The sequence below is a fragment of the Nonomuraea deserti genome (genome assembly GCF_004348685.1).
Lineage (GTDB): Bacteria > Actinomycetota > Actinomycetes > Streptosporangiales > Streptosporangiaceae > Nonomuraea > Nonomuraea deserti.
The window spans coordinates 1-18,811 of record NZ_SMKO01000110.1 but is presented as its reverse complement, the minus strand read 5'-3'; the positions used below and the strand labels follow the sequence as shown (position 1 = coordinate 18,811).

At 71.4% G+C, this 18,811-nt stretch carries 19 protein-coding genes; 10 read left to right on the top strand and 9 right to left on the bottom strand.

Going from position 1 to position 18,811, the window contains the following annotated elements:
- Nucleotides 1-7: 7 nt before the first annotated feature.
- From E1292_RS31335 to recD2, 3 genes are all read right to left on the bottom strand, one after another.
- Nucleotides 8-508, bottom strand: a complete 501-nt coding sequence (locus E1292_RS31335) for a GNAT family N-acetyltransferase (protein WP_132599448.1) — start codon at nucleotides 506-508, stop codon at nucleotides 8-10.
- A 5-nt stretch (nucleotides 509-513) separates the two neighbouring features.
- Nucleotides 514-1,704, bottom strand: coding sequence for a L,D-transpeptidase (locus tag E1292_RS31330; RefSeq protein ID WP_132599446.1), 1,191 nt, complete (start codon nucleotides 1,702-1,704; stop codon nucleotides 514-516).
- A 129-nt stretch (nucleotides 1,705-1,833) separates the two neighbouring features.
- Entirely contained in the window at nucleotides 1,834-4,080 is a 2,247-nt protein-coding gene (gene recD2, locus E1292_RS31325) for an SF1B family DNA helicase RecD2 (protein WP_246090461.1), read from the bottom strand.
- Nucleotides 4,081-4,130: 50 nt separating this feature from the next.
- Between recD2 and E1292_RS31320 the strand changes: the two genes are divergently transcribed.
- Complete coding sequence (locus tag E1292_RS31320) at nucleotides 4,131-4,346, top strand: hypothetical protein (RefSeq protein ID WP_132599442.1); 216 nt, start codon at nucleotides 4,131-4,133, stop codon at nucleotides 4,344-4,346.
- Between the two features lie 45 nt (nucleotides 4,347-4,391).
- Here the strand turns inward: E1292_RS31320 and E1292_RS31315 are convergent, their stop codons facing one another.
- Entirely contained in the window at nucleotides 4,392-5,213 is an 822-nt protein-coding gene (locus tag E1292_RS31315; protein ID WP_132599440.1) for an oxidoreductase, read from the bottom strand.
- Nucleotides 5,214-5,406: 193 nt separating this feature from the next.
- Here E1292_RS31315 and E1292_RS31310 point away from each other — a divergent pair, with 193 nt between their 5' ends.
- The 4 genes from E1292_RS31310 to E1292_RS31295 all read left to right on the top strand — a co-directional run bounded on the left by E1292_RS31310 (nucleotide 5,407) and on the right by E1292_RS31295 (nucleotide 11,696).
- Nucleotides 5,407-6,099 (top strand): GbsR/MarR family transcriptional regulator, encoded by a 693-nt coding sequence (locus E1292_RS31310; protein ID WP_246090460.1) that lies wholly within the window; start codon nucleotides 5,407-5,409, stop codon nucleotides 6,097-6,099.
- Nucleotides 6,100-6,489: 390 nt separating this feature from the next.
- Nucleotides 6,490-9,153: a helix-turn-helix transcriptional regulator gene (locus E1292_RS55115; RefSeq protein WP_132599436.1), complete on the top strand. Its 2,664-nt coding sequence runs from the start codon at nucleotides 6,490-6,492 to the stop codon at nucleotides 9,151-9,153.
- Nucleotides 9,154-9,240: 87 nt separating this feature from the next.
- On the top strand, nucleotides 9,241-10,137 hold the full coding sequence (locus tag E1292_RS31300; protein WP_132599434.1) for an ABC transporter ATP-binding protein: 897 nt from the start codon (nucleotides 9,241-9,243) through the stop codon (nucleotides 10,135-10,137).
- A complete protein-coding gene (locus E1292_RS31295; RefSeq protein WP_132599432.1) occupies nucleotides 10,134-11,696 on the top strand; it encodes an ABC transporter permease in 1,563 nt (520 codons plus the stop codon). Before E1292_RS31300 ends, E1292_RS31295 begins: the two co-directional genes overlap by 4 nt.
- A gap of 119 nt (nucleotides 11,697-11,815) precedes the next feature.
- Here E1292_RS31295 and E1292_RS31290 read toward each other — a convergent pair whose 3' ends face one another.
- Nucleotides 11,816-12,559: a TetR/AcrR family transcriptional regulator gene (locus E1292_RS31290; protein WP_246090459.1), complete on the bottom strand. Its 744-nt coding sequence runs from the start codon at nucleotides 12,557-12,559 to the stop codon at nucleotides 11,816-11,818.
- A gap of 83 nt (nucleotides 12,560-12,642) precedes the next feature.
- Here E1292_RS31290 and E1292_RS52935 point away from each other — a divergent pair, with 83 nt between their 5' ends.
- The 5 genes from E1292_RS52935 to E1292_RS31265 all read left to right on the top strand — a co-directional run bounded on the left by E1292_RS52935 (nucleotide 12,643) and on the right by E1292_RS31265 (nucleotide 15,973).
- Nucleotides 12,643-12,924, top strand: a complete 282-nt coding sequence (locus tag E1292_RS52935) for an MFS transporter (protein WP_165974834.1) — start codon at nucleotides 12,643-12,645, stop codon at nucleotides 12,922-12,924.
- Entirely contained in the window at nucleotides 12,921-14,033 is a 1,113-nt protein-coding gene (locus E1292_RS52930; RefSeq protein WP_165974833.1) for an MFS transporter, read from the top strand. Before E1292_RS52935 ends, E1292_RS52930 begins: the two co-directional genes overlap by 4 nt.
- The gene (locus tag E1292_RS31275; protein ID WP_132599426.1) at nucleotides 14,030-14,617 is read left to right on the top strand and encodes an NADPH-dependent FMN reductase; all 588 of its coding nucleotides are present in this window, start codon (nucleotides 14,030-14,032) and stop codon (nucleotides 14,615-14,617) included. The genes E1292_RS52930 and E1292_RS31275 overlap by 4 nt, the downstream gene beginning before the upstream one ends.
- 18 nt (nucleotides 14,618-14,635) lie before the next feature.
- A complete protein-coding gene (locus E1292_RS31270; protein ID WP_132599424.1) occupies nucleotides 14,636-15,385 on the top strand; it encodes an SDR family NAD(P)-dependent oxidoreductase in 750 nt (249 codons plus the stop codon).
- A 204-nt stretch (nucleotides 15,386-15,589) separates the two neighbouring features.
- Complete coding sequence (locus tag E1292_RS31265) at nucleotides 15,590-15,973, top strand: DoxX family protein (RefSeq protein ID WP_132599422.1); 384 nt, start codon at nucleotides 15,590-15,592, stop codon at nucleotides 15,971-15,973.
- Here E1292_RS31265 and E1292_RS31260 read toward each other — a convergent pair.
- The 4 genes from E1292_RS31260 to E1292_RS51490 form a co-directional block, all read right to left on the bottom strand.
- Nucleotides 15,963-16,154, bottom strand: coding sequence for a hypothetical protein (locus E1292_RS31260; RefSeq protein ID WP_132599420.1), 192 nt, complete (start codon nucleotides 16,152-16,154; stop codon nucleotides 15,963-15,965). The genes E1292_RS31265 and E1292_RS31260 overlap by 11 nt on opposite strands.
- Nucleotides 16,155-16,194: 40 nt before the next feature.
- Nucleotides 16,195-17,445: an MFS transporter gene (locus E1292_RS31255; RefSeq protein ID WP_220447148.1), complete on the bottom strand. Its 1,251-nt coding sequence runs from the start codon at nucleotides 17,443-17,445 to the stop codon at nucleotides 16,195-16,197.
- 211 nt (nucleotides 17,446-17,656) lie between these two features.
- A complete protein-coding gene (locus E1292_RS31250) occupies nucleotides 17,657-18,610 on the bottom strand; it encodes a tetratricopeptide repeat protein (protein ID WP_165974832.1) in 954 nt (317 codons plus the stop codon).
- Nucleotides 18,611-18,621: 11 nt separating this feature from the next.
- A partial coding sequence (locus tag E1292_RS51490; RefSeq protein ID WP_165974831.1) for a hypothetical protein occupies nucleotides 18,622-18,811 on the bottom strand: 190 nt, incomplete at its 5' end.

Genomic DNA, 18,811 nt, shown 5'->3' with positions numbered 1-18,811 from the left:
CCGCCGTTCAGGTGACGCGGCGCTGCAGGAGCATGCCCGGCCACTCCCCCACGGTGAAGGGGGCCGTGCGGGTGAAGCCGCAGCTTTCGTAGTAGGCGACCAGGCGGCCGTCGTCGCCGGCGTAGCAGTCGACGCGCAGCAGGCTCACGCCGAGCTCGCGGGCCTGCTCGTAGGCGTGGTCGAGCAGGGCCCGGCCGACGCCGTGCCCGGCGAAGGCCTGGTCGATGACCAGGCACTGGACGTACAGCTCGCTCTCGGCGGCGGGGGTGACGTAGTCGTGGGGGGCGCCGACGACCAGGCAGCCGGCGGGCCGGCCGGCGACCTCGGCGATGCGCATGCCGTCGCCTTCGGCCCAGCCGGCGATCTGCCGGGTGCGTTTGTCGTCGCCGGTGAACGGGCGGCTGCCCCACTGGCCGGTGCGGCCCTGCGAGACCAGCCAGGCCACGGCGCTGTCGAACATGGCGAGCACGGCGGGGACGTCGCCGGCGTGGCCCTTGCGGATGTGCATGGAGGTCAGGTCTTCTCCTTCAGGGCGCTGCCCTTCTTCCACTTGGAGAACGACAGCTGCCAGTAGCCCCAGCCGTTGTTCCATTCTAGCTCGCGGTCGGTGCCCTTGATCTCGACGACGTCGCCGCGCTGGACGTTGTCGTAGAACCATTTGGCCTGGTCGGGGCGGGCGTTGATGCAGCCGTGGCTGACGTTGCGCACGCCCTGGGCCCAGACGTTGTTCTTGGCGTGGACGTACTCGCCGGAGTTGGAGATCCGCACCGCGTGGTCGATCATGACGTCGTAGTAGCCGGGGTCGCCCTTCTTGCGGCCCGGGGAGATCATGCGGACGGGGTTCGCACGTTCCATGGTCAGGTGCACGCCGGAGGTGGTGGTGTATTCGCGGGTGGTGGCCATGCCGGCGCTGATGCGCATGGTCTGGACGCGCTTGCCGTCCTTGTAGACGTACATCATGTGCTTGGCGGCGTCGACCTTGCTGATCTGCTTGGCGCCGATCTTGAGGTTCGCGGTGTAGTCCTTGACGCCGTAGAGGCCCTTGCCGCCCTTGACGCCGGTGATGTCGGCGTGGAACTTCACCTTCTGGTGGGCCGGCCAGTATTTGGCGGTGCGGTAGATGACCTTGTTGTCGGCGACCCAGCGCCAGGCGCCGTCGACGGGCTTTTCCGCCTCCACCTCGAGGGCGCGCTCGATGGCGGCCTTGCTGGTGACGGGCTGGTTGAAGGTCACGATGATGGGCGCGCCGACGCCGAGGGTCTCGCCCTTGGCGTTGGGGGTGACGTCGACGATCTGCAGCGCGCGCTCGGGTTTGGCGGTGGTGAAGTCGCTGGTGGAGGAGGTGACGCCGGCCTTGGCGGTGACCGTGTAGTCGGTGGACGGCTTGAGCGGCGTCTTGGAGACCCACCTGGTCCTGTCGGTGTTGAAGCGGCCCTCGACCGGCTCGTCGTCGCCCTCGACGGTCACGTCCTCCAGGGCGCCGCCGGAGGCCATGACGGTGATCTTCTTCTCCGGGCTGACCTTGGCGCTGCCCTCGGCGGGGGTGATCTTGATGGTGGGTGCCTGCGGGGTGGCCGAGGTGGTGGCCTCGGGGGCGTCGGGTGTTCCCGAGGGGGCGCCACCGGAGCATGAGGCCGTCAGCGCCGCCGCAGTGAGCAGCGCGAACGCGGTGGCGGGCTTCCTCCAGGCAGGCGCAACGTTCAAGACAGTCCTTTCCCACTAGGGCACCAAAGGCACCCCAAAAACCATAATGCTCCTTCTTGTAAGACGACGAATGATTTAGGAGAGTTCGGTCACATTTCAATTACTTCTGCGGGGGCGATCAACCGCAGGTCAGCGCGTTGCGAGGCGGTGGGTGAGGCCGGTGTGCCGGCGTCCCGCCCCTTTGGTGCGCACGGCCTGGGCCAGAGCCCGGCGCGAGCCGACGATCACGACGAGCTTCTTGGCGCGCGTGATGGCGGTGTAGAGCAGATTGCGCTGCAACATCATCCAGGCGCTGGTGGCCAGCGGGATGACGACCGCGGGATATTCGCTGCCCTGCGAGCGGTGGATGGAGACCGCGTAGGCGTGGGCCAGCTCGTCCAGCTCGTCGAAGGCGTAGTCGACCGCCTCGTCCTCGTCGGTCAGGACGGTCAGCTTGTGCTCGTCGGGACGGATGTCGGTGACGATGCCGACCGTGCCGTTGAACACCCCGGCCGCGCCCTTGTCGTAGTTGTTGCGCAGCTGGGTGACCTTGTCGCCGACGCGGAAGACGCGGCCGCCGTAGCGGCGCTCCGGCATGCCCTCCCGGGCCGGCGTCAGCGCCTCCTGCAAGGCGGTGTTGAGCGCGCCCGCCCCGGCCGCGCCGCGGTGCATCGGCGCCAGCACCTGCACGTCGCGGCGCGGATCGAGCCGGAACCGGCGCGGGATGCGGCGGGCGACCACGTCGACCGTCAGCGCCGCGATCTCCTCCGGCTCCTCGCACGGGAACAGGAAGAAGTCCCCCATGCCCTCCAGGACCGGGTGACGACCGGTGTTGACGCGGTGGGCGTTGACCACGACGCCGGACTCCTGCGCCTGGCGGAAGATCTGCGTCAGCCGCACGCGCGGCACGTCCTCGGCGGCCAGCAGGTCCTTGAGCACCTCGCCGGCGCCGACCGAGGGCAGCTGGTCGACGTCGCCGACGAACAGCAGGTGCGCGCCGGGGGCGACCGCCTTGACGAGCTTGTTGGCCAGCAGCAGATCCAGCATCGACGCCTCGTCGACCACGACGAGGTCGGCGTCCAGCGGGTTGTCGCGGTCGAAGGTGGCCTCGCCGCCGGGCCGCAGCTGCAGCAGCCGGTGCACCGTGGTGGCCTCGTGGCCGGTGAGCTCCGCCAGGCGCTTGGCCGCCCGGCCCGTCGGCGCGGCCAGGATCACCCGGGCCCGCTTGGCCCTGGCCAGCAGCACGATCGAGCGTACGGTGAAGCTCTTGCCGCAGCCCGGCCCGCCGGTCAGCACCGCGACCTTCTCCGTCAGCGCCAGGCGCACCGCCTGGCGCTGCTCGGCCGCCAGCTCGGCGCCCGTCTGGCCGCGCAGCCACTGCTCGGCCCGCTCCCAGTCGACGTCGGCGAACGCCTTGAGCCGGTCGTGGCCGTTGCCCAGCAGGCCCCGCAGGCCGGAGGCCAGCGACAGCTCGGCCCGGTGGAAGGGCGGCAGGTAGACGGCCGGCACCACGTTGTCGCCGGCGGGGATCGGCTCGCGCACCACGCCCTCGGCCGCCACCAGCTGCTCCAGGCAGTCGGCCACCAGGTCGGCGGGCACCTCCAGGATCTTGACCGCGTCGCCCACCAGATTGGGGGCCGGCAGGTAGCAGTGGCCGTCGTCGGCGGCCTGCGACAGCGTGTAGCGCAGCCCGGCCATGACCCGCTCGGGGCTGTCGTGCGGGATGCCGACCGCCTGGGCGATGGTGTCGGCCGTCTTGAACCCGATCCCCCACACGTCGTCGGCCAGTTTGTACGGCTGGGTCCTGACGACGGAGATGGACGACTCGCCGTACTGCTTGAAGATGCGCACCGCGATCGAGGTGGACACGCCGACACCCTGCAGGAAGATCATCACCTCTTTGATGATCTTCTGTTCCTCCCAGGCGGCGGCGATCATCTTCGTCCGCTTGGGACCCAGCCCCGGCACCTCGGCCAGGCGCTGCGGTTCCCGCTCGATGACCTCCAGCGTGTCGACGCCGAAATGGTCGACGATCCGCTCGGCCATCTTCGGGCCGATGCCCTTGATCAGCCCCGAGCCGAGATAGCGGCGGATGCCCTGCACGGTGGCCGGCAGCACCGTGGTGTAGGACCACACCTCGAACTGGCGGCCGTAGCGGGGATGGGAGGTCCAGCGGCCCCGCAGCCGCAGCGACTCGCCCACCTGCGCGCCCAGCAGCGGGCCGACGACGGTCAGCAGATCCGCGCCGGAACGCTCGGCCGCCACCCGGGCGATCGTGTAGCCGCTGGTCTCGTCTGCATAGGTGATGCGTTCAAGTACGGCGCACAATTCGGTACCGTGATGTTCTGCACCTGACTCCGGCCTTCCCACACCGACGAGATTAGGGCAGATCAACATCACCGCGGCACCTTCCCCGAGCCGCGCGGCCCGCGAGCCATCACGAACGCGTGACCGCTTCTCCCCTGTCCGGCCCCGCCGGCCGGGCCGCCGCTCCCCTGCAGCCCCGGAGGCTTCAATCCACGCCAGCGCGAGCACGCACGAACCACCGGGGCCGCGTCAGCTGCCTGACGCGAGCCGCCGAACCCGGCGGCGAGCTGGTCGATCTCCCGCCTGATCTCGGCGGGATCGACGTGGGCGTCGGGCTGTTCCGCGCCGAGCGGTGACCGTGTCTTACAGGTCCCAGGCATGGTGAGGCGGCATCGCGGGGCCTACTTCGCGGCGTTCATGGCGAGCCTGTCGAACTCGCGGTCCGGCAGCGTCCTGTTGAGCTCCAGGAGCTTGCCGGCCATCCAGCCGACCGCGTAGCGCGTCTCGGGCTTGTCCGCTTCGATGGCCTGCCGGATGGCGGTGGCGACCACGCCGGGGTCGGAGCCCTGGCTGTTCTCGCCGAACTGCGACTCGGCGCGCTTGGCCATGGCTTCGGCCATCTGCCCGTACGCGGTCGTGCCGGAGATCTCGCGCAGGTCTTGCGCCGTGCGGTCCTCGAACTCGGTCCTGATGATTCCGGGCTGGACGATCACGACGTCGATGCCGAACGGCTCGACCTCCATGCGCAGGCTGTCGGAGTAGGCCTCCAGCGCGTGCTTGCTCGCGTAGTACCAGCAGCCGAGCGGCAGCGCGATCTCGCCGCCGATGGAGGAGACGTTGACGATCGTGCCGGACCCCTGCTCGCGCATGTACGGCAGGGCGAGCTGAGTCAGCCGGGCCGGGGCGAAGACGTTGACCTCGAACTGGTCGCGCGCCAGGTCGATGGGGATGTCCTCGGCCGCGCCGTGCAGGACGGTGCCGGCATTGTTGACCAGACCGTCGATGCGGCCCTGCTCCTCGACGACGGTGCCGATGACGCGTTCCAGGTCCTCCGGACGGCGTGCGTCCAACGCCAGGACGTGTCCACCGGCGTCGCGGATGTCGTCCATCTTGGGTACGCGCCGCGCGGCGCCGTAGACGATGTGGCCGGCGCGGATGAGCTCGAGTGCGGTGGCCTTGCCGATGCCGGCGGAGGCGCCCGTGACGAGAACGACCTTTCCCATGATGACTCTCCTCTTCGATCTGGAGAAACGCTAGGGTCTGTTCCGGGATGGGACAACTCGCGAAACTCATAGGTGCAGGTGGACAGCCCTGTACTGGTGCAATGAGTTTGTAGCTGAGTGCAACAGCATGGCCAGGTGGCGCGTCGCCCGTGGGCGCGCGGCCCGGGGAGGGGATCACGTGGCAGGAGGCCGGTTGACCGCAGAGGACCGTCGCCGCATCGCCGAAGGGCTGGCGGCCGGCCTGGCCTACGCGGAGATCGCCCGCCGGCTGGGACGGTCCAGGTCCACCGTCACCCGCGAGATCGCCAGGAACGGCGGCCCGCACGGCTACCGCGCGGCCCGCGCGCAACATGCGACGAACTGGCGCGCCCGCCGCCGCAGGCGCGCTCCCCGCGCCGCCATTCCGCACACCACCGACGACCGTGGCGTCCGCACGGCCCGACAGTTCGAGGAACAGTTCGTCGCCATCATGATCGAGACCGGGATGGCGCCCATGACCGCCAGGGTGTTCGCCGCGCTGTTCCTCAGCGAGGCCGGGACCCTGACCGCCACGGAACTCGCCCGGCACCTCCACGTCAGCCCGGCGACGATCTCCCACGCCATCAAGTGGCTGGAGCAGAGACAGATGGTCACCCGGGAGCGCGAGGCGCGCCGGGTGCGGTACTTCGTCGACGTGGACGTCTGGTACCACACGTGGGCGGCCAGTGCCAGAGCGATGGCGATCTGGGCCGACACCACCCGGCACGGCGCCGGCATCTTCGGCACGGACACACCCACCGGCGACCGGCTCCGTACCACCAGCCAGTTCTTCGAACTCCTCGGTCACGACATGGGCCAGGCGGCCGAGCACTGGCGGCAGGCCCTGTCCATGCAACGCCGGCGGTGAACTCCGGCACGTAGGGGATCGCGGACGAGACGCAGGATGGACAGCACCTGCCGGCGCTGCCGGTGACGACGCCGCCCGAGTCCGGGCGCTGACCTCCGCAGCGACCCGCAAGGCGGCCCAGGCCAAGGGCGACCCGGCGGATCGTGACGGCTGCGGCGATCCGCGATCGCCGGTCTTCGTTCATGATGGCGGCGATCGCCCGCTCGCGGCCGGAGAAGCAGTCGTTGCAGGTCCTCGGAGACACTCCGGCGGCCCCGGCGACGTTCGAGCAGCGGCGAGCATCCACGCGGTGAGGAAGAAGCGGCGCAGGCGCCGCGCCGACCGCCGGGACGCGTATGCTGCCCGGCGTTGACACCACCAGGCCCGGGATGAGTGCACAAGGAGTGCCTGATGTTGCATGGGCGGGAGCGGGAGCAGCGGGAACTCGGCCGGCTCCTGGCCGAGGCCGCCTGCGGCCGGGGCGGCGCCGTCCGGGTCCTGGGTGAGCCGGGCGGCGGCAAGTCGGCGTTGCTGCGGTGGGCGGGCTCGACCCAGGAGTTCCGGGTGTTGAGCTGCACGGGCGTGGAGAGCGAGGCGGAGCTGGCCTTCGCGGCCCTGCAGTCCTTGCTGTCCGGCGCGATGGGGCACCTGCCCGGCATTCCCGGCCCACAGGCGGAGGCGTTGCGGGCGGCGCTGGGGCTGGCCGCCCCGGGCGGCGACAACCGCTTCCTGGTCGGCCTGGCCACGGTGTCGCTGCTGGCGGAGCTGGCCGTGGACGGGCCCGTGTTGTGCCTGGTGGACGACACCCAGTGGCTGGACCGGCCCTCGGCCGAGGCGCTGGCGTTCGCCGCCCGCCGGCTGGCGGCCGAGAAGGTGTTCCTGCTGCTCGCCGCCCGCGAGGGGGCCGCCCTGCCGGGCGTGCCCGAACTGGAGCTCAAGCGGCTGGATCCGACGGCCGCGCGGGCACTGCTGGCCGATCACGCTCCGGACCTGCCCCCGCACGTACGCGACCGGGTCCTGGCCGAGGCCGACGGCAACCCGCTGGCCCTGCTCGAACTGCCCGCGACCGCGGACGGCGACCCTGGGCCCCTGCCGCTGCCGCATCGCCTGCAGGACGCCTACCAGCGGCGCATCGCCGAACTGCCCGCGCCGGCCCGTAACGCCCTCCTGGTCGCGGCTGCGGAGGAGAGTGGCGCGCTGGCGGCCACGCTGCGCGCCATGGCCGGGCTCGGGCTGACGGCCGACGCGCTGGCGGCGGCCGAGGGCGGCGGACTGATCACCGTGCGGGAGCAGCGGATCGCCTTCCGCCACCCGCTCATCCGGACGGCCGCCTACCGGGGCGCGCCGTTCACCGACCGGCTGGCCGCGCACGCGGCGCTGGCGGACGCGCTGGCCGGCGACCCCGACCGGGCGGCCTGGCACCGGGCCGCGGCCGCCACGGGACCGGACGAGGAGGTGGCGGCGGACCTGGAGGCGGCCGCCCTGCGGGCCCGCCGGCGATCCGGGCCCGCCACGGCCGTCGCGGCGCTGGAACGGGCCGCCCGGCTCACCTCCGAGGAGGCGGAACGGGCGCGGCGGCTGGCCCTGGCCGCCGAGATCGCCGTGGACGCGGGACTGCCGGATCGTGCCCGTCACCTGGCCGGGCAGGCGCTGCGGCTCACCGGGGACGCCTGCGCGCTGGCACGCATCGCGACCGTGCGGGCCCGGGTGGAGTTCGAGCACGGCTCGTTGCGCACGGTGCACGAGGTGCTGGTCACCGCAGCGCGCCAGGTCGCGCCGCTCGACGCGGACGCCGCCGCGTCGATGCTCGCGGACGCGGCGCGGGCCTGCTGGTCGGCCGGTGACCCCGCGCGGGTGGCGCAGGCCCACCGGATGCTCACGGAACTGCCGCAGGATCCGGTCAGGGACAGGCTCGTCGACTCCATCGGCGGGGCGCTGAAGCTGTACTCCGGCGACGCGGCCGAGGCGGCCCAGGGCGTGGCGCTGCTGCGCGAGCACGTCGCGCAGGGCAGAAGCGGGCCGCCGGGACTACGGCTCAACGTGGCGCTGCAGGCACTGCTGACCGGCGACTACGACCACACCCGCGACATCATGGCGGACCTGGCGGAGCAGAGCCGCGCGAGCGGAGCCATCGGCTGGCTGCCGGCGGTGTTGTGCACGCTGGCGACCGCCGAGACCAACCTCGGGCGCCATCGCGACGCGATCCAGTCCGCCACCGAGGCACAGCGCATCGCCGAGGACATCGGCCAGCCCAGCCGCGCGGCCCACGCCGAGGCGCTGCTGGCGTATGTGGCCGCAGTCCGCGGAGACGAACGCGGCGCGCGACTGGCCGAGCGCAACCTCCAGCGGCTCCCGGCGCACGCCAACGCGCTCGTGGCAGCGTGGTGCGAGTGGGCGCTGGCGCTGCTTGACCTCGGCCGCGGCCGCTACGAGGCGGCACTGGATCGGCTGGAGACGGCCACCCGCGGCCCGATCCGGCACGTGGGACCCGGCGTGCACTTCGCGGCCGACCAGGTGGAGGCGGCCGTGCGGCTCGGCCGCCCGGAACGCGCCGCCGAGCCGCTGGCCAGGCTGGAGCAGTGGGCCGCCGCCGCCCGCCTGCCCTGGGAGGACGGGCTCGTGCTGCGCTGCCGCGCGCTGGCGACCGCGGACGGCACGCTGTACGCGCGGGCGCTGAAGCTGCAAGGCGAGGCCCGGCCATTCGACAGGGCCCGCACCGAGCTGCTGTACGGGGAGTGGCTGCGCCGCGAGCGGCACAAGGTCGAGGCCCGTACGCACCTGCGCGAGGCGCTGGAGCGGTTCGAGCGGCTCGGCGCGGCTCCCTGGGCCGAGCACGCCCGCGCCGAACTGCGCGCGGCCGGTGAGAGCTCCGCCCCCGCGGCGGCGGACGCGGCGGCCCGGCTGACCCCTCAGGAACTGCAGGTGGTACGGCTCGCGGCGACGGGCGCGACGAACAAGGAGATCGCCGCGCGGCTGTTCCTCAGCCCCAAGACCGTCGGCCACCACCTCTACCGCGCCTTCCCCAAGCTGGGCGTCTCCACCCGGACGGAGCTGGCCCGCCTGAGCCTCGAATAGGGGAACATGCCCGATACCTTCGGATGATCGCCGCTTCTACCGTCTTGACCAGCACCAAAGGGGACCAAGACGAGGAGCGTGACGGCAATGGAACTGGCCATCGAAGCGGAGGGACTGGTCAAGTCCTTCGGCCGGGCCCAGGCCCTGGACGGCCTGGACCTGACCGTACGGGCCGGGGAGGTGCACGGCTTCCTCGGCCCGAACGGCTCCGGCAAGTCGACCACCATCAAAATCCTGCTGGGCCTGCTGCGGGCCGACGGCGGCCGGGCGATGCTGCTGGACGGCGACCCGTGGCGCGAGGCGGCCGGGCTGCACCGGCGGCTGGCGTACGTGCCGGGCGACGTGAACCTGTGGCCGGGCCTGACCGGCGGCGAGGTCATCGACCTGCTCGGCCGGCTGCGCGGCGGCCTGGACCGGGCCCGGCGGGCGGACCTGCTGGAGCGGTTCGAGCTGGACCCGCGCAAGAAGGCCAAAACCTACTCCAAGGGCAACCGGCAGAAGGTCGCGCTGGTGGCGGCGTTCGCCTCCGACGCCGAACTGCTCATTCTGGACGAGCCCACCTCCGGCCTGGACCCGCTGATGGAGGCGCTCTTCCAGCAGTGCGTGGCCGAGGAGAAGGCCCGCGGCCGGACCATGCTGCTGTCCAGCCACATCCTGTCGGAGGTCGAGGCGCTGTGCGACCGCGTCACGATCATCCGCCGGGGCCGGACGGTCGAGGCCGGCCCCCTGTCCCAGCTACGCGGCCTGGCCCGCAGCCAGGTCACCGCCGAGCTGGCCTCCCCACCCGAAGGGCTGGCCCGGATGCCCGACCTGCACGCGGTACGCATCGAGGGAAACCGGATCGCCCTCGAGGTGGACCGCACCCGGCTGGACGCGGCGCTGGCCGAGCTGATCCGGGTGGGCGTACGGGACCTGACCTGCACCCCGCCCTCGCTGGAAGACCTGTTCCTGCGCCACTACGAGAGCGAGAAGGCGGAGCGATGAACGGCACCTGGACCCTGACCAAGCTCGCACTCCAGCGCGAGCGCTTCATCGTCCCCCTCTGGCTGCTGCTGCTCGTCGCGCTCACGGCCGGGCAAGTCAAGCGGTACGCCACCGGCATCCCCGACATCGCCGCGTTCGCCCGCGAGATGGCCGCGAACCAGGCGCTGACCGCGTTCGCCGGGGAGATCCCCTCCGCCACCCTGGCCGGCATGGCGGTCTGGAAGAACGCCGACGCCATCTACACCATCCTCGGACTGATCATGATCCTCACCGTCGTCCGGCACAGCCGGGGCGAGGAGGAGTCCGGCCGCGCCGAACTGGTCGGCGCCGGCGTGGTCGGCCGCCTGGCGCCGCTGACCGCAGCGCTCGCCGTCACCTGCGGCTCGGCCGTCCTGGCCGGGCTGCTCACCGCCGCCGCCATGACCGCGACCGGCGCCGACGTGGCCGGGTCGCTGGCCTTCGGCGCCGCGATCACCGCCGCAGGCCTGGTCTTCGCCGGCATGGGCGCGTTGGCCGCCCAGCTCACTCAGAGCGCCCGCACCGCGATCGGCGTGGCCGCCCTCGGCCTGGGCCTCGGCTACGTGCTGCGCTTCGTCGCCGACGGCGGCGGCCTGGCCGCGCTGAAGTGGCTCTCGCCGCAAGGCTGGTCGCACCTCGTACGACCGTACGGGGACGACAACGTGGCGGTGCTGCTGATCAGCCTCGCCTTCACCGCCGCGACCCTCGCGCCGGCCTACCGGCTGCTCGTCCGGCGCGACCTGGGCCACGGCCTGATCCCCGAACGTCCCGGCCCGACCGCCTCCGACCGGCTGCGCAGCCCCATGAGCCTGGCCTGGCGTCTGCAGAGGGGCCTGCTCGGCGGCTGGATCGCGGGATACGCCATCGCCGGGCTGGTCCTGGGCGCCCTGGCCACGTCCATCGAGGAGGTCGCCCAGCAGGGCGCCGCCGTGGAGGAGTTCTTCCACCGCTACACCGCCTCACCCGAGGCCACCATGACCGACGCCTACCTGTGGCTGATCGCGCTCAGCCTCGGCTACGTCTCGGCCCTCTACCCGCTGCTGGCCCTGCTGCGACTGCGCAACGAGGAGATCTCCGGCCGCGCCGAACTCCTCCTGTCCACCCCGGTCTCCCGCGCGCGCTGGGTCGCCGGCCACCTGCTCTTCGCCCTGGCCGGCAGCGTCCTCATCCTCACCGCCGCCGGGCTGACCATGGGTCTGGTGGCGGGGGCGCCCGGCAAGGTGCTCGCCGGCGCCTTGGTGCAGGTGCCCGCCACCTGGGTCCTGGCCGGGGCCGGCGTCCTGGCCTTCGGCCTGCTCCCCCGCGCCGCGGCCGCGATCTCCTGGGCGGCCTTCCTCTTCGTCAACCTCTTCGGCGAGGTGCTCGGCCCGATCCTCGGCATCGACTACTGGATCGCCAGGTACGCCGTGCCCTACCCCAACCTGCCCATGGTCGTCTCCGGTGAGCCCTTCACGGCCACAGCCATCCTGATCATGACGGGCGTCACCGCCGTCCTCGTCGCGGCCGGCCTTGCCGCCGTCAGGCGCAGGGCGCTCAGCTGAGCCGCGCCCGGCGCTCGTAGCGCGTCCGTCCGGCCTGGCCGCCCCCGGTCGGGCCGCGTCGACACGGTAGGTCCGTGGCTGACATTCACGAAGGCTCGCAGATGCCGGCAGCCGGTGTGTCACCGGGAGATGTCTGATGCGATCTGCGCGCCGATCCCGTTGAGTACGCGATCCAGCCCGTGCCGGAAGCGCTCGCCGGCGGCGAGATGCGCGGTCCTGGATTCCAGCACCGATCGGCTGAAAAGGGGATAGGCGCCCGACGCGACGATCTGGCGCACGTACGGGCCGATGTAGTCGCGTTTCCAGCGCTCCGGGTCGAGGCCGGTACGGCGGGCCTCTTCCAGCCAGCCGATCTCGCGGCGGACAGCGCTGTGGACGTAGTCGTCGACCATGCCGACGAAGCTCGTGATCGCGTCGATGTCGAGGCCGAGCCCATCGAGGGCGTCCAGGGCGAACTCGTGCACGCGCAGGAGCTGCGGGCCGAGGGTCGGGCGGCCGGAGAGGAGCCCGATCAGCCAGGGATGGCGCTGCCCCGCGGCCCGGGTCCGGTGCGCGACCAGCGAAAGATCGCTCCGCCAGTCGCCGGACGGCTTCTCGGGGAGGTCGACCTCGCTCATCGCCATGTCGATCATGAGGTCGAACAGGTCATCGCGTCGCGGTACGTATCGGTAGAGCGACATGGCGCCGGTGCCCAGCTCGCCGGCGATGCGGCGCATGGTCGCGGCGTCGACGCCTTCGGCGTCGGCGATCCGGACGGCCGCCCGGGTGACCTGCTGCCTGCTGTAGCCGGGCCGCCGCCCGGGTCCGGAACGCTCCTGCCGTTCCGGGCGCATCCAGATGCTGATCAGTTCCTCGTCGGACACCCATCCCCCTCCCACCGTTTGCGTACATCGTACCTGAATGGTTAGGGTCATTTTCCGGTACGTCGTACGCGATTGGAGGAAGCGTGAACCGATCTCTTCGTACGGGCCTGATCGGGGTGATGCTCGGCATGTTCACGGCCCCGCTGGACGGCATGATGCTCGGGCCCGCCCTGCCGGCGATCGTGGCGGATCTCGGCGGCCTGGAGTACTTCGCCTGGGTCGCCACGGCCTTTCTGATCGGCATGGCCGCAGCGACGCCCATCAGGGGAAAGCCCGGCGCCCTTCACGGGCGCAGAACCGTCTACACGGCGTCGATTGTGCTGTTCCTCTGGGGTCAGGGCTGTCGGGGATGTCGCAGGACATGATCCAACTTGTCGGCTTCCGCGCGGTGCAGGGCTTGGGCGCCGGCGGGCTCATGGCGGGCGCTCTGGCGCTCATCGCCGAACTGGTGCCGCCCCGGCACAGCGGCAAGCTCACGGGGCTGTTCGGGACGATGATGCCCATCGCGTTCATCGCCGGACCCCTGCTCGGCGGCCTGTTCACCGAACAGCTCAGCTGGCGTTGGGCGTTCCACGTCAACATCCCCATCGGGGCCGCCGCCCTGCTGCTCATCGGCACCGCCGTACGGCTGGAACCGCGGCGGATCAAGGCGAAGATCGACTATGTGGGCGGGGTCCTGCTGACCGCCGCCCTGGTGGCGCTGAGCCTGATCGCGAGCTGGGGAGGCACCCAGTACGCCTGGGCCTCTGGCCTGATGCAGAGCACCACGATCATCACCATCAACAGCGCCGAGCCGCGGGACATGGGAGCGGCCAGCGGCTCGGTCACCCTCTGGCACACCATGGGCGCCTCGCGAGGCCGGCGGCCGGCTCGTCTCCGGGCAGCAGCTGACGGCACAGGCGCTCCAGCAGTTCCCGCCGCCGGTGCGCGAAGCAGCCCAGCTCGCCGTCTCCAGCGGCATCCACGCCATGGCCGCCGGCGCCGCCGTCCTGGGCGTCATCGCGTTCGCCCTGGCCTGGTTCATCCGCGAGATCCCGCTGCGCGAGCGGATGCCCGCCGAGCCCGCCACGGCGGCGGCATGAGGCCCGGCACGCCGTACGGAGGCCCGCTGATCGAGTACGGCAAGGCCATCGCGACCGGCACCTTCCAGGCGCCCCGCCGCATCGCGGACGCCGACCGGCAGGGCAAGGCCGAGCCGATGACGGAGCGCCTCTTCCGCGCCCACTTCACCGATGGCCTGCACATCGGCGACGCGGGCACGCTCGCCCGGCCGGCCGCCGAGATCGGCGTCGTCATGGACGGCTTCCCGCCCGGCGAACTGCAGGCCCGCCTCGACCCCGTACGCCGGCTCGGCGTCACCGGCGTCCCGGTCTTCCTGATCGGGGGACTGCCCCCACCGACCGGATCGCAGACCGAGAACACGCTGTTCGCGACCCTGAGAGAGGCCGCGCAGACGAGAAGGGGAACACCGTGATCGACACACCGCTGCGACTGGCCGTCATCGTCGGCAGCGTCCGCGATGGACGCTTCGGCCCCACCGTGGCCAAGTGGTTCGCCGGCGAGGCGGCCCACCGTACGGACCTCGAGGTCGACCTGATCGACCTGGCAGAGGTGCCGATCGGCGCGGCGGCCCCCTCGATGTCGCCACCGGCGCAGGTGCTCGCGGCTCTGAGCGATCTGACTCCCCGGTTGGAAGCCGCCGACGCTTTCATGGTGGTGACCCCGGAATACAACCACAGCTACCCGGCGGCACTGAAGAACGCGATCGACCGGCACAACGCGCAGTTCCACGCCAAGCCGGTGGCGTTCGTCTCCTACGGCGGCCTGGCGGGCGGCCTGCGCGCCGTGGAGCACCTGCGGGCGGTCTTCGCCGAACTGCACGCCGTCACCACGCGGGACACGGTCAGCTTTCACGGCACAGGGGACTGCTTCGGCCCCGATGGCCGGCCCAAGGGCCCGCACGGGCCCGCCACGGCCGCCGACACCCTCCTCGACCAGGTGACCTGGTGGGCGCGCGTGCTGCGCGACGCCAGGACCACCACCCCCTACAAGGCCTGACGGAAAGGCATGGTCGGCATGACAACCCTGACCGGCAAGACGGCGCTGGTGACCGGCGCGAGCAGAGGCATCGGCCGGGCCGTCGCCACCCGGCTCGCGCGGGAGGGCGCCCGGGTCGCCATCCACTACGGCAGCAACGAGACGGCGGCCAAGGAGACGGCCGCGGCCATCGAAGCCGCAGGAGGGCAGTCCTTCGCCATCCGGGCCGAGCTGGGCGTGCCGGAAGACGCCGAAGCGTTGTGGGCCGCCTTCGACGCCCACGCCGACGGCCTGGACATCCTGGTCAACAACGCGGGCCTCCTCGGTGACCAGGCAGAGATCGACGGCGTGACGCGGGAGGGCTTCGAACGGCTGTTCGCGGTCAACACCACCGCTCCGTTCTTCGTCACGCAACTCGCCCTGCCGCGGCTCCGTGACGGCGGCCGGATCATCACCGTCGGCACGATGCTGACGCGAGGCGCGGCCATGCCCCGGGCGATCGGCTACGCCATGTCGAAGGCAGCTCTCGACGTGCTCACCCACGCGCTCGCCAAGCAGCTCGGGCCGCGTGGCATCACGGTCAACACCGTGGCGCCCGGCGTCATCGACACCGACATGCATCAGGGACGCCTGGTCGGCGAGGCCCTGGCCTGGCTGTCCTCGCAGTCACCGCTGGGCCGGCTGGGCACGCCGGAGGACGTCGCCGACGCGGTGGCCTTCCTGGCCTCCGACGACAGCCGCTATGTGACCGGGCACCGCCTGGACGTCTCGGGCGGGACGACCATGTAACCCACCCACCCCGACGCGCATCGGACGCCTCTGCAGCTGCCCCGCATGCCGGGCGCACGATGTCCTCGACGCACGATGTCCTCCACGAGATGCGCCCCGCCGGGGATCCCGCTGAAGACCGTACGCGCGAGGTTCGGAGATGTCACCGGTGGGGCCGCTGTCTCGTCTAGAGGGTGTAGGCAACCCTCGATCAAGGAGTACATGATGAACCTCGCGCTGTGGATCGCTGCCGGACTGCTGGCCCTGGTAGCGCTGAGCGGTGGCATCAGCAAGTCGTTCGTGCCCAAGGAGAAGCTGGCCGCCTTCCATGGCGGGGGATGGACCGCGGACGTCAGTGGCGGCTTTGTCAGGACCCTGGGTGTCCTTGAGCTCCTGGCCGCGGTGGGCTTGATCCTGCCTGCCGCGCTCGGCGTCGCACCGGCTCTGGTGCCGGTGACCGCCGTCTGCTGGATCCTGCTGATGGTCGGCGCCATGATCACCCACGGTCGGCGCGGCGAGTTCGCGTTCGTGCTGCTGAACGTGGTCTACCTCGCGGTTGCGGCGTTCATCGCGTGGGGCCGCTTCGTCCTCGAGCCCTTCACCGGCTGACGTGCGGCGACACACGTGCGGAGGGGCGATGGTCGATCTTGCTGCCGGACGGCATGGCGCCGGTGGTTTCGCGGCGTTCGGCGGGGACGATCCCCTCGGCGCACAGTTCCAGCTCGATACCGGCGGCCGCGGCCAGGGCGGTCAGGTCGGTCAGGGCGGTCAGGTCGGTCAGGGCGGTCAAGCGACGCGTGCCCCGGCGTCGCCGGCGGGGGGCGGGCGGTTCAGCGTTCCACGCGCCGCAGGTCGCGCACGGCCGGGATCGACAGCAGCAGTGCGCAGGTGACGAGCGCCATCGCCGCGGACACGAACAGCAGCGGCACCGTGCCCGCGACGACCGCCAGGGGCCCCGCCATCGCCTGCCCGATCGGCTTCATCACCAGGGAGCCGGCCGCGTCGTAAGCGTGCACCCGGCCGAGAACGTCCTGCGGGATGTGTGTCTGCACGCTGGTGTGGAACATGACGATCCAGAACGCCATGCCCACGCCGCTGACTGCGTAGCATCCGGCGATGAGCGGTGCGGGAAGGCCGAGAGCGACTCCCAACGGCATCAGCGTCCAGAGAATCATGGATAAGGCGCCGGCCCGGAGCGGATGCCGCGGGCGGAGCTTGATGGCGATGATCCCGCCCAGCACGCTGCCCGCCCCGAGGGCCGACATGACCAGGCCGAACGTCGATGCTCCGTAGTCGGTGACGAGGGTGCTGTGGCCGAGGGTCATGGTGGGGCCGGCACCGGCCAGCTGCCAGAACATGAAGACGACGATGACGCTCCACAGCCAGGTCCTGGCCCGGAACTCGCGCCACCCCTCGATGAGATCGGCTCGGAACGACGACTCGCCGCCGCGCCCGGCCGGGCCCATGGGGACGGAGCGGAGCCGGAGCAGGCAGGCGCCGCTGACTGCGAAGGTCAAGGCGTCGAGGGCGATCACCGCTCCAGGTGAGGAGACCACCAGCAGCAGGCCGGCCAGCGACGGGCCGATCACGGCGGTGATGGACTCCGAGACGCGGAGGGTGGCGTTCGCCTTCTGCACGTCCCGGGCTACACGTGGGATGATGCTGGCGACTCCCGGCTGGAAGACCGCGCTGCCCGCTCCAGTCAGCGCCAGCAGCGCCAGGATGTGCCACAGTTGCGGCGTACCCAGCAGGAACAGCAGTGCGAGCACCGTCTGGGAGCACAGCCGGGCCGCGTCCGAGATGACCATCAGCCGCCGGGCGCCGTAGCGGTCGGACAGCACCCCGCCGAAGATCATCAGTGCCGCGAAGGGTGCCAACAGCGCGGCGAGCGCATAGCCCACGCCACTTGCCCCGTATCCTGCCTTGATCACGGCGGCCGTGATCGCGACGGGGAGCACGGCGTCGCCCAGGAGAGAGGTGGTGCGGGCAGCGAAGAACAGCTTGAAGTCTGCGGTCCCCAGCGGTGGGTCGGACGAGTTCTCCTCGACGTGCGGGTCACCTGCTATGCCCGAGCCAGTCACTGCTCACCATCCCACGTAGGCCTTGATCCCGATCGGGGCGCCACCTCACGCACTTTGCCCGCACATATTTCCATACATGGTGACTGTGGGGCGTGACCCGCAGTTCTGACACAGCGTGCTTGCCCTGCTTCGCACGGTGCGCGCAGCATACGGGTGGACATCCTGCCGTCGCTTCGGCACCGGCGGCTGGGGACGCGTGCCGGGATGGAGGTCAGAGCATGTTCTTGATCGGCTGGGGTGTTTCCGGCACGGGCCGGGAGAGGATCTCGGTCGCCTCCCGCGGGGTGAGCAGGCGGGCGTCGCGCAGGAGGCGGACGGACTCCGCCCACTGCCTCCGCGCTTCGCCGTGCCGTTCGAGGCCGTGCAGGGCGGCGCCGAGCCACCAGCGTGATCTGGCTTCCTTCAGGTGGTATCCCGACTCGCCGAGCAGCCGCACGGCCGTCGTGTAGCTCTCCACCGCCTCGGTCAGCCGGCCGGCATGGAGGTAGATGTCGCCCAGCGAGTCGTGTGCCGAACCCGCACCGGCGAGCGGGTCCGTCTTCGGCCACAACTCCACCAACTGGCGTGCCTCCGCGATCGCCTCGTCGAAACGCCCCTGCCGGTAATAGACATGCACCCGATTGTTGCGGAGCACAGGCAGGGCCCCAGGGCGTTCGGCGTCGTCGTTGAGCGTCAGAGCAGACTCCAGGTAGGCGAGCGCGTCGTCGAGACGTCCCACGATCGTGTGGATGACACCGAGGTTGCTGAGGGCTCCCACCTTCCTTCGGGGCATCCCCGCGCGATCCCAGTCGGTGAGAGCCGTCTGCAGTTGCGCGATCGCGGCATCGTAGCGGCCCTGGTCCCGGTGGGCCCAACCGAGGAAGCTGCGGAGCTGGGCCTTGTCCTCCCATGCCGCGGTGCGATCGGCCACCTCGATGGCGTGCGCGTAGATGTCGGCCAGCTGCGTGTGCCAGCCCTGGTAGCAGAAGGGCCAGTGGAGTCCGATGGCCAGGCCGATGGCGGTCGCCGGGTCGGGGCCGGCCAGCGCCTGCCGCGCGACGGCGAGCAGGTTGTCCCGCTCGTCCTGGACCCATCGTCTCGCCTCGGCCGCGTCCTTGAAGGCGATGTCGGGCAACTCGACGGGGCATCGCACCACGGGATCCATGTTGAGGAGGGTGCTGGCCATCCAGAGGGTGGTCAGGTAGTGGTGGAGCGCGCGCCGTACGGCGGGGGTGCGTTCCTCCTCCGGAAGGTCCTGGTGAGCTGGGCCTTGTCCTCCCATGCCGCGGTGCGATCGGCCACCTCGATGGCGTGCGCGTAGATGTCGGCCAGCTGCGTGTGCCAGCCCTGGTAGCAGAAGGGCCAGTGGAGTCCGATGGCCAGGCCG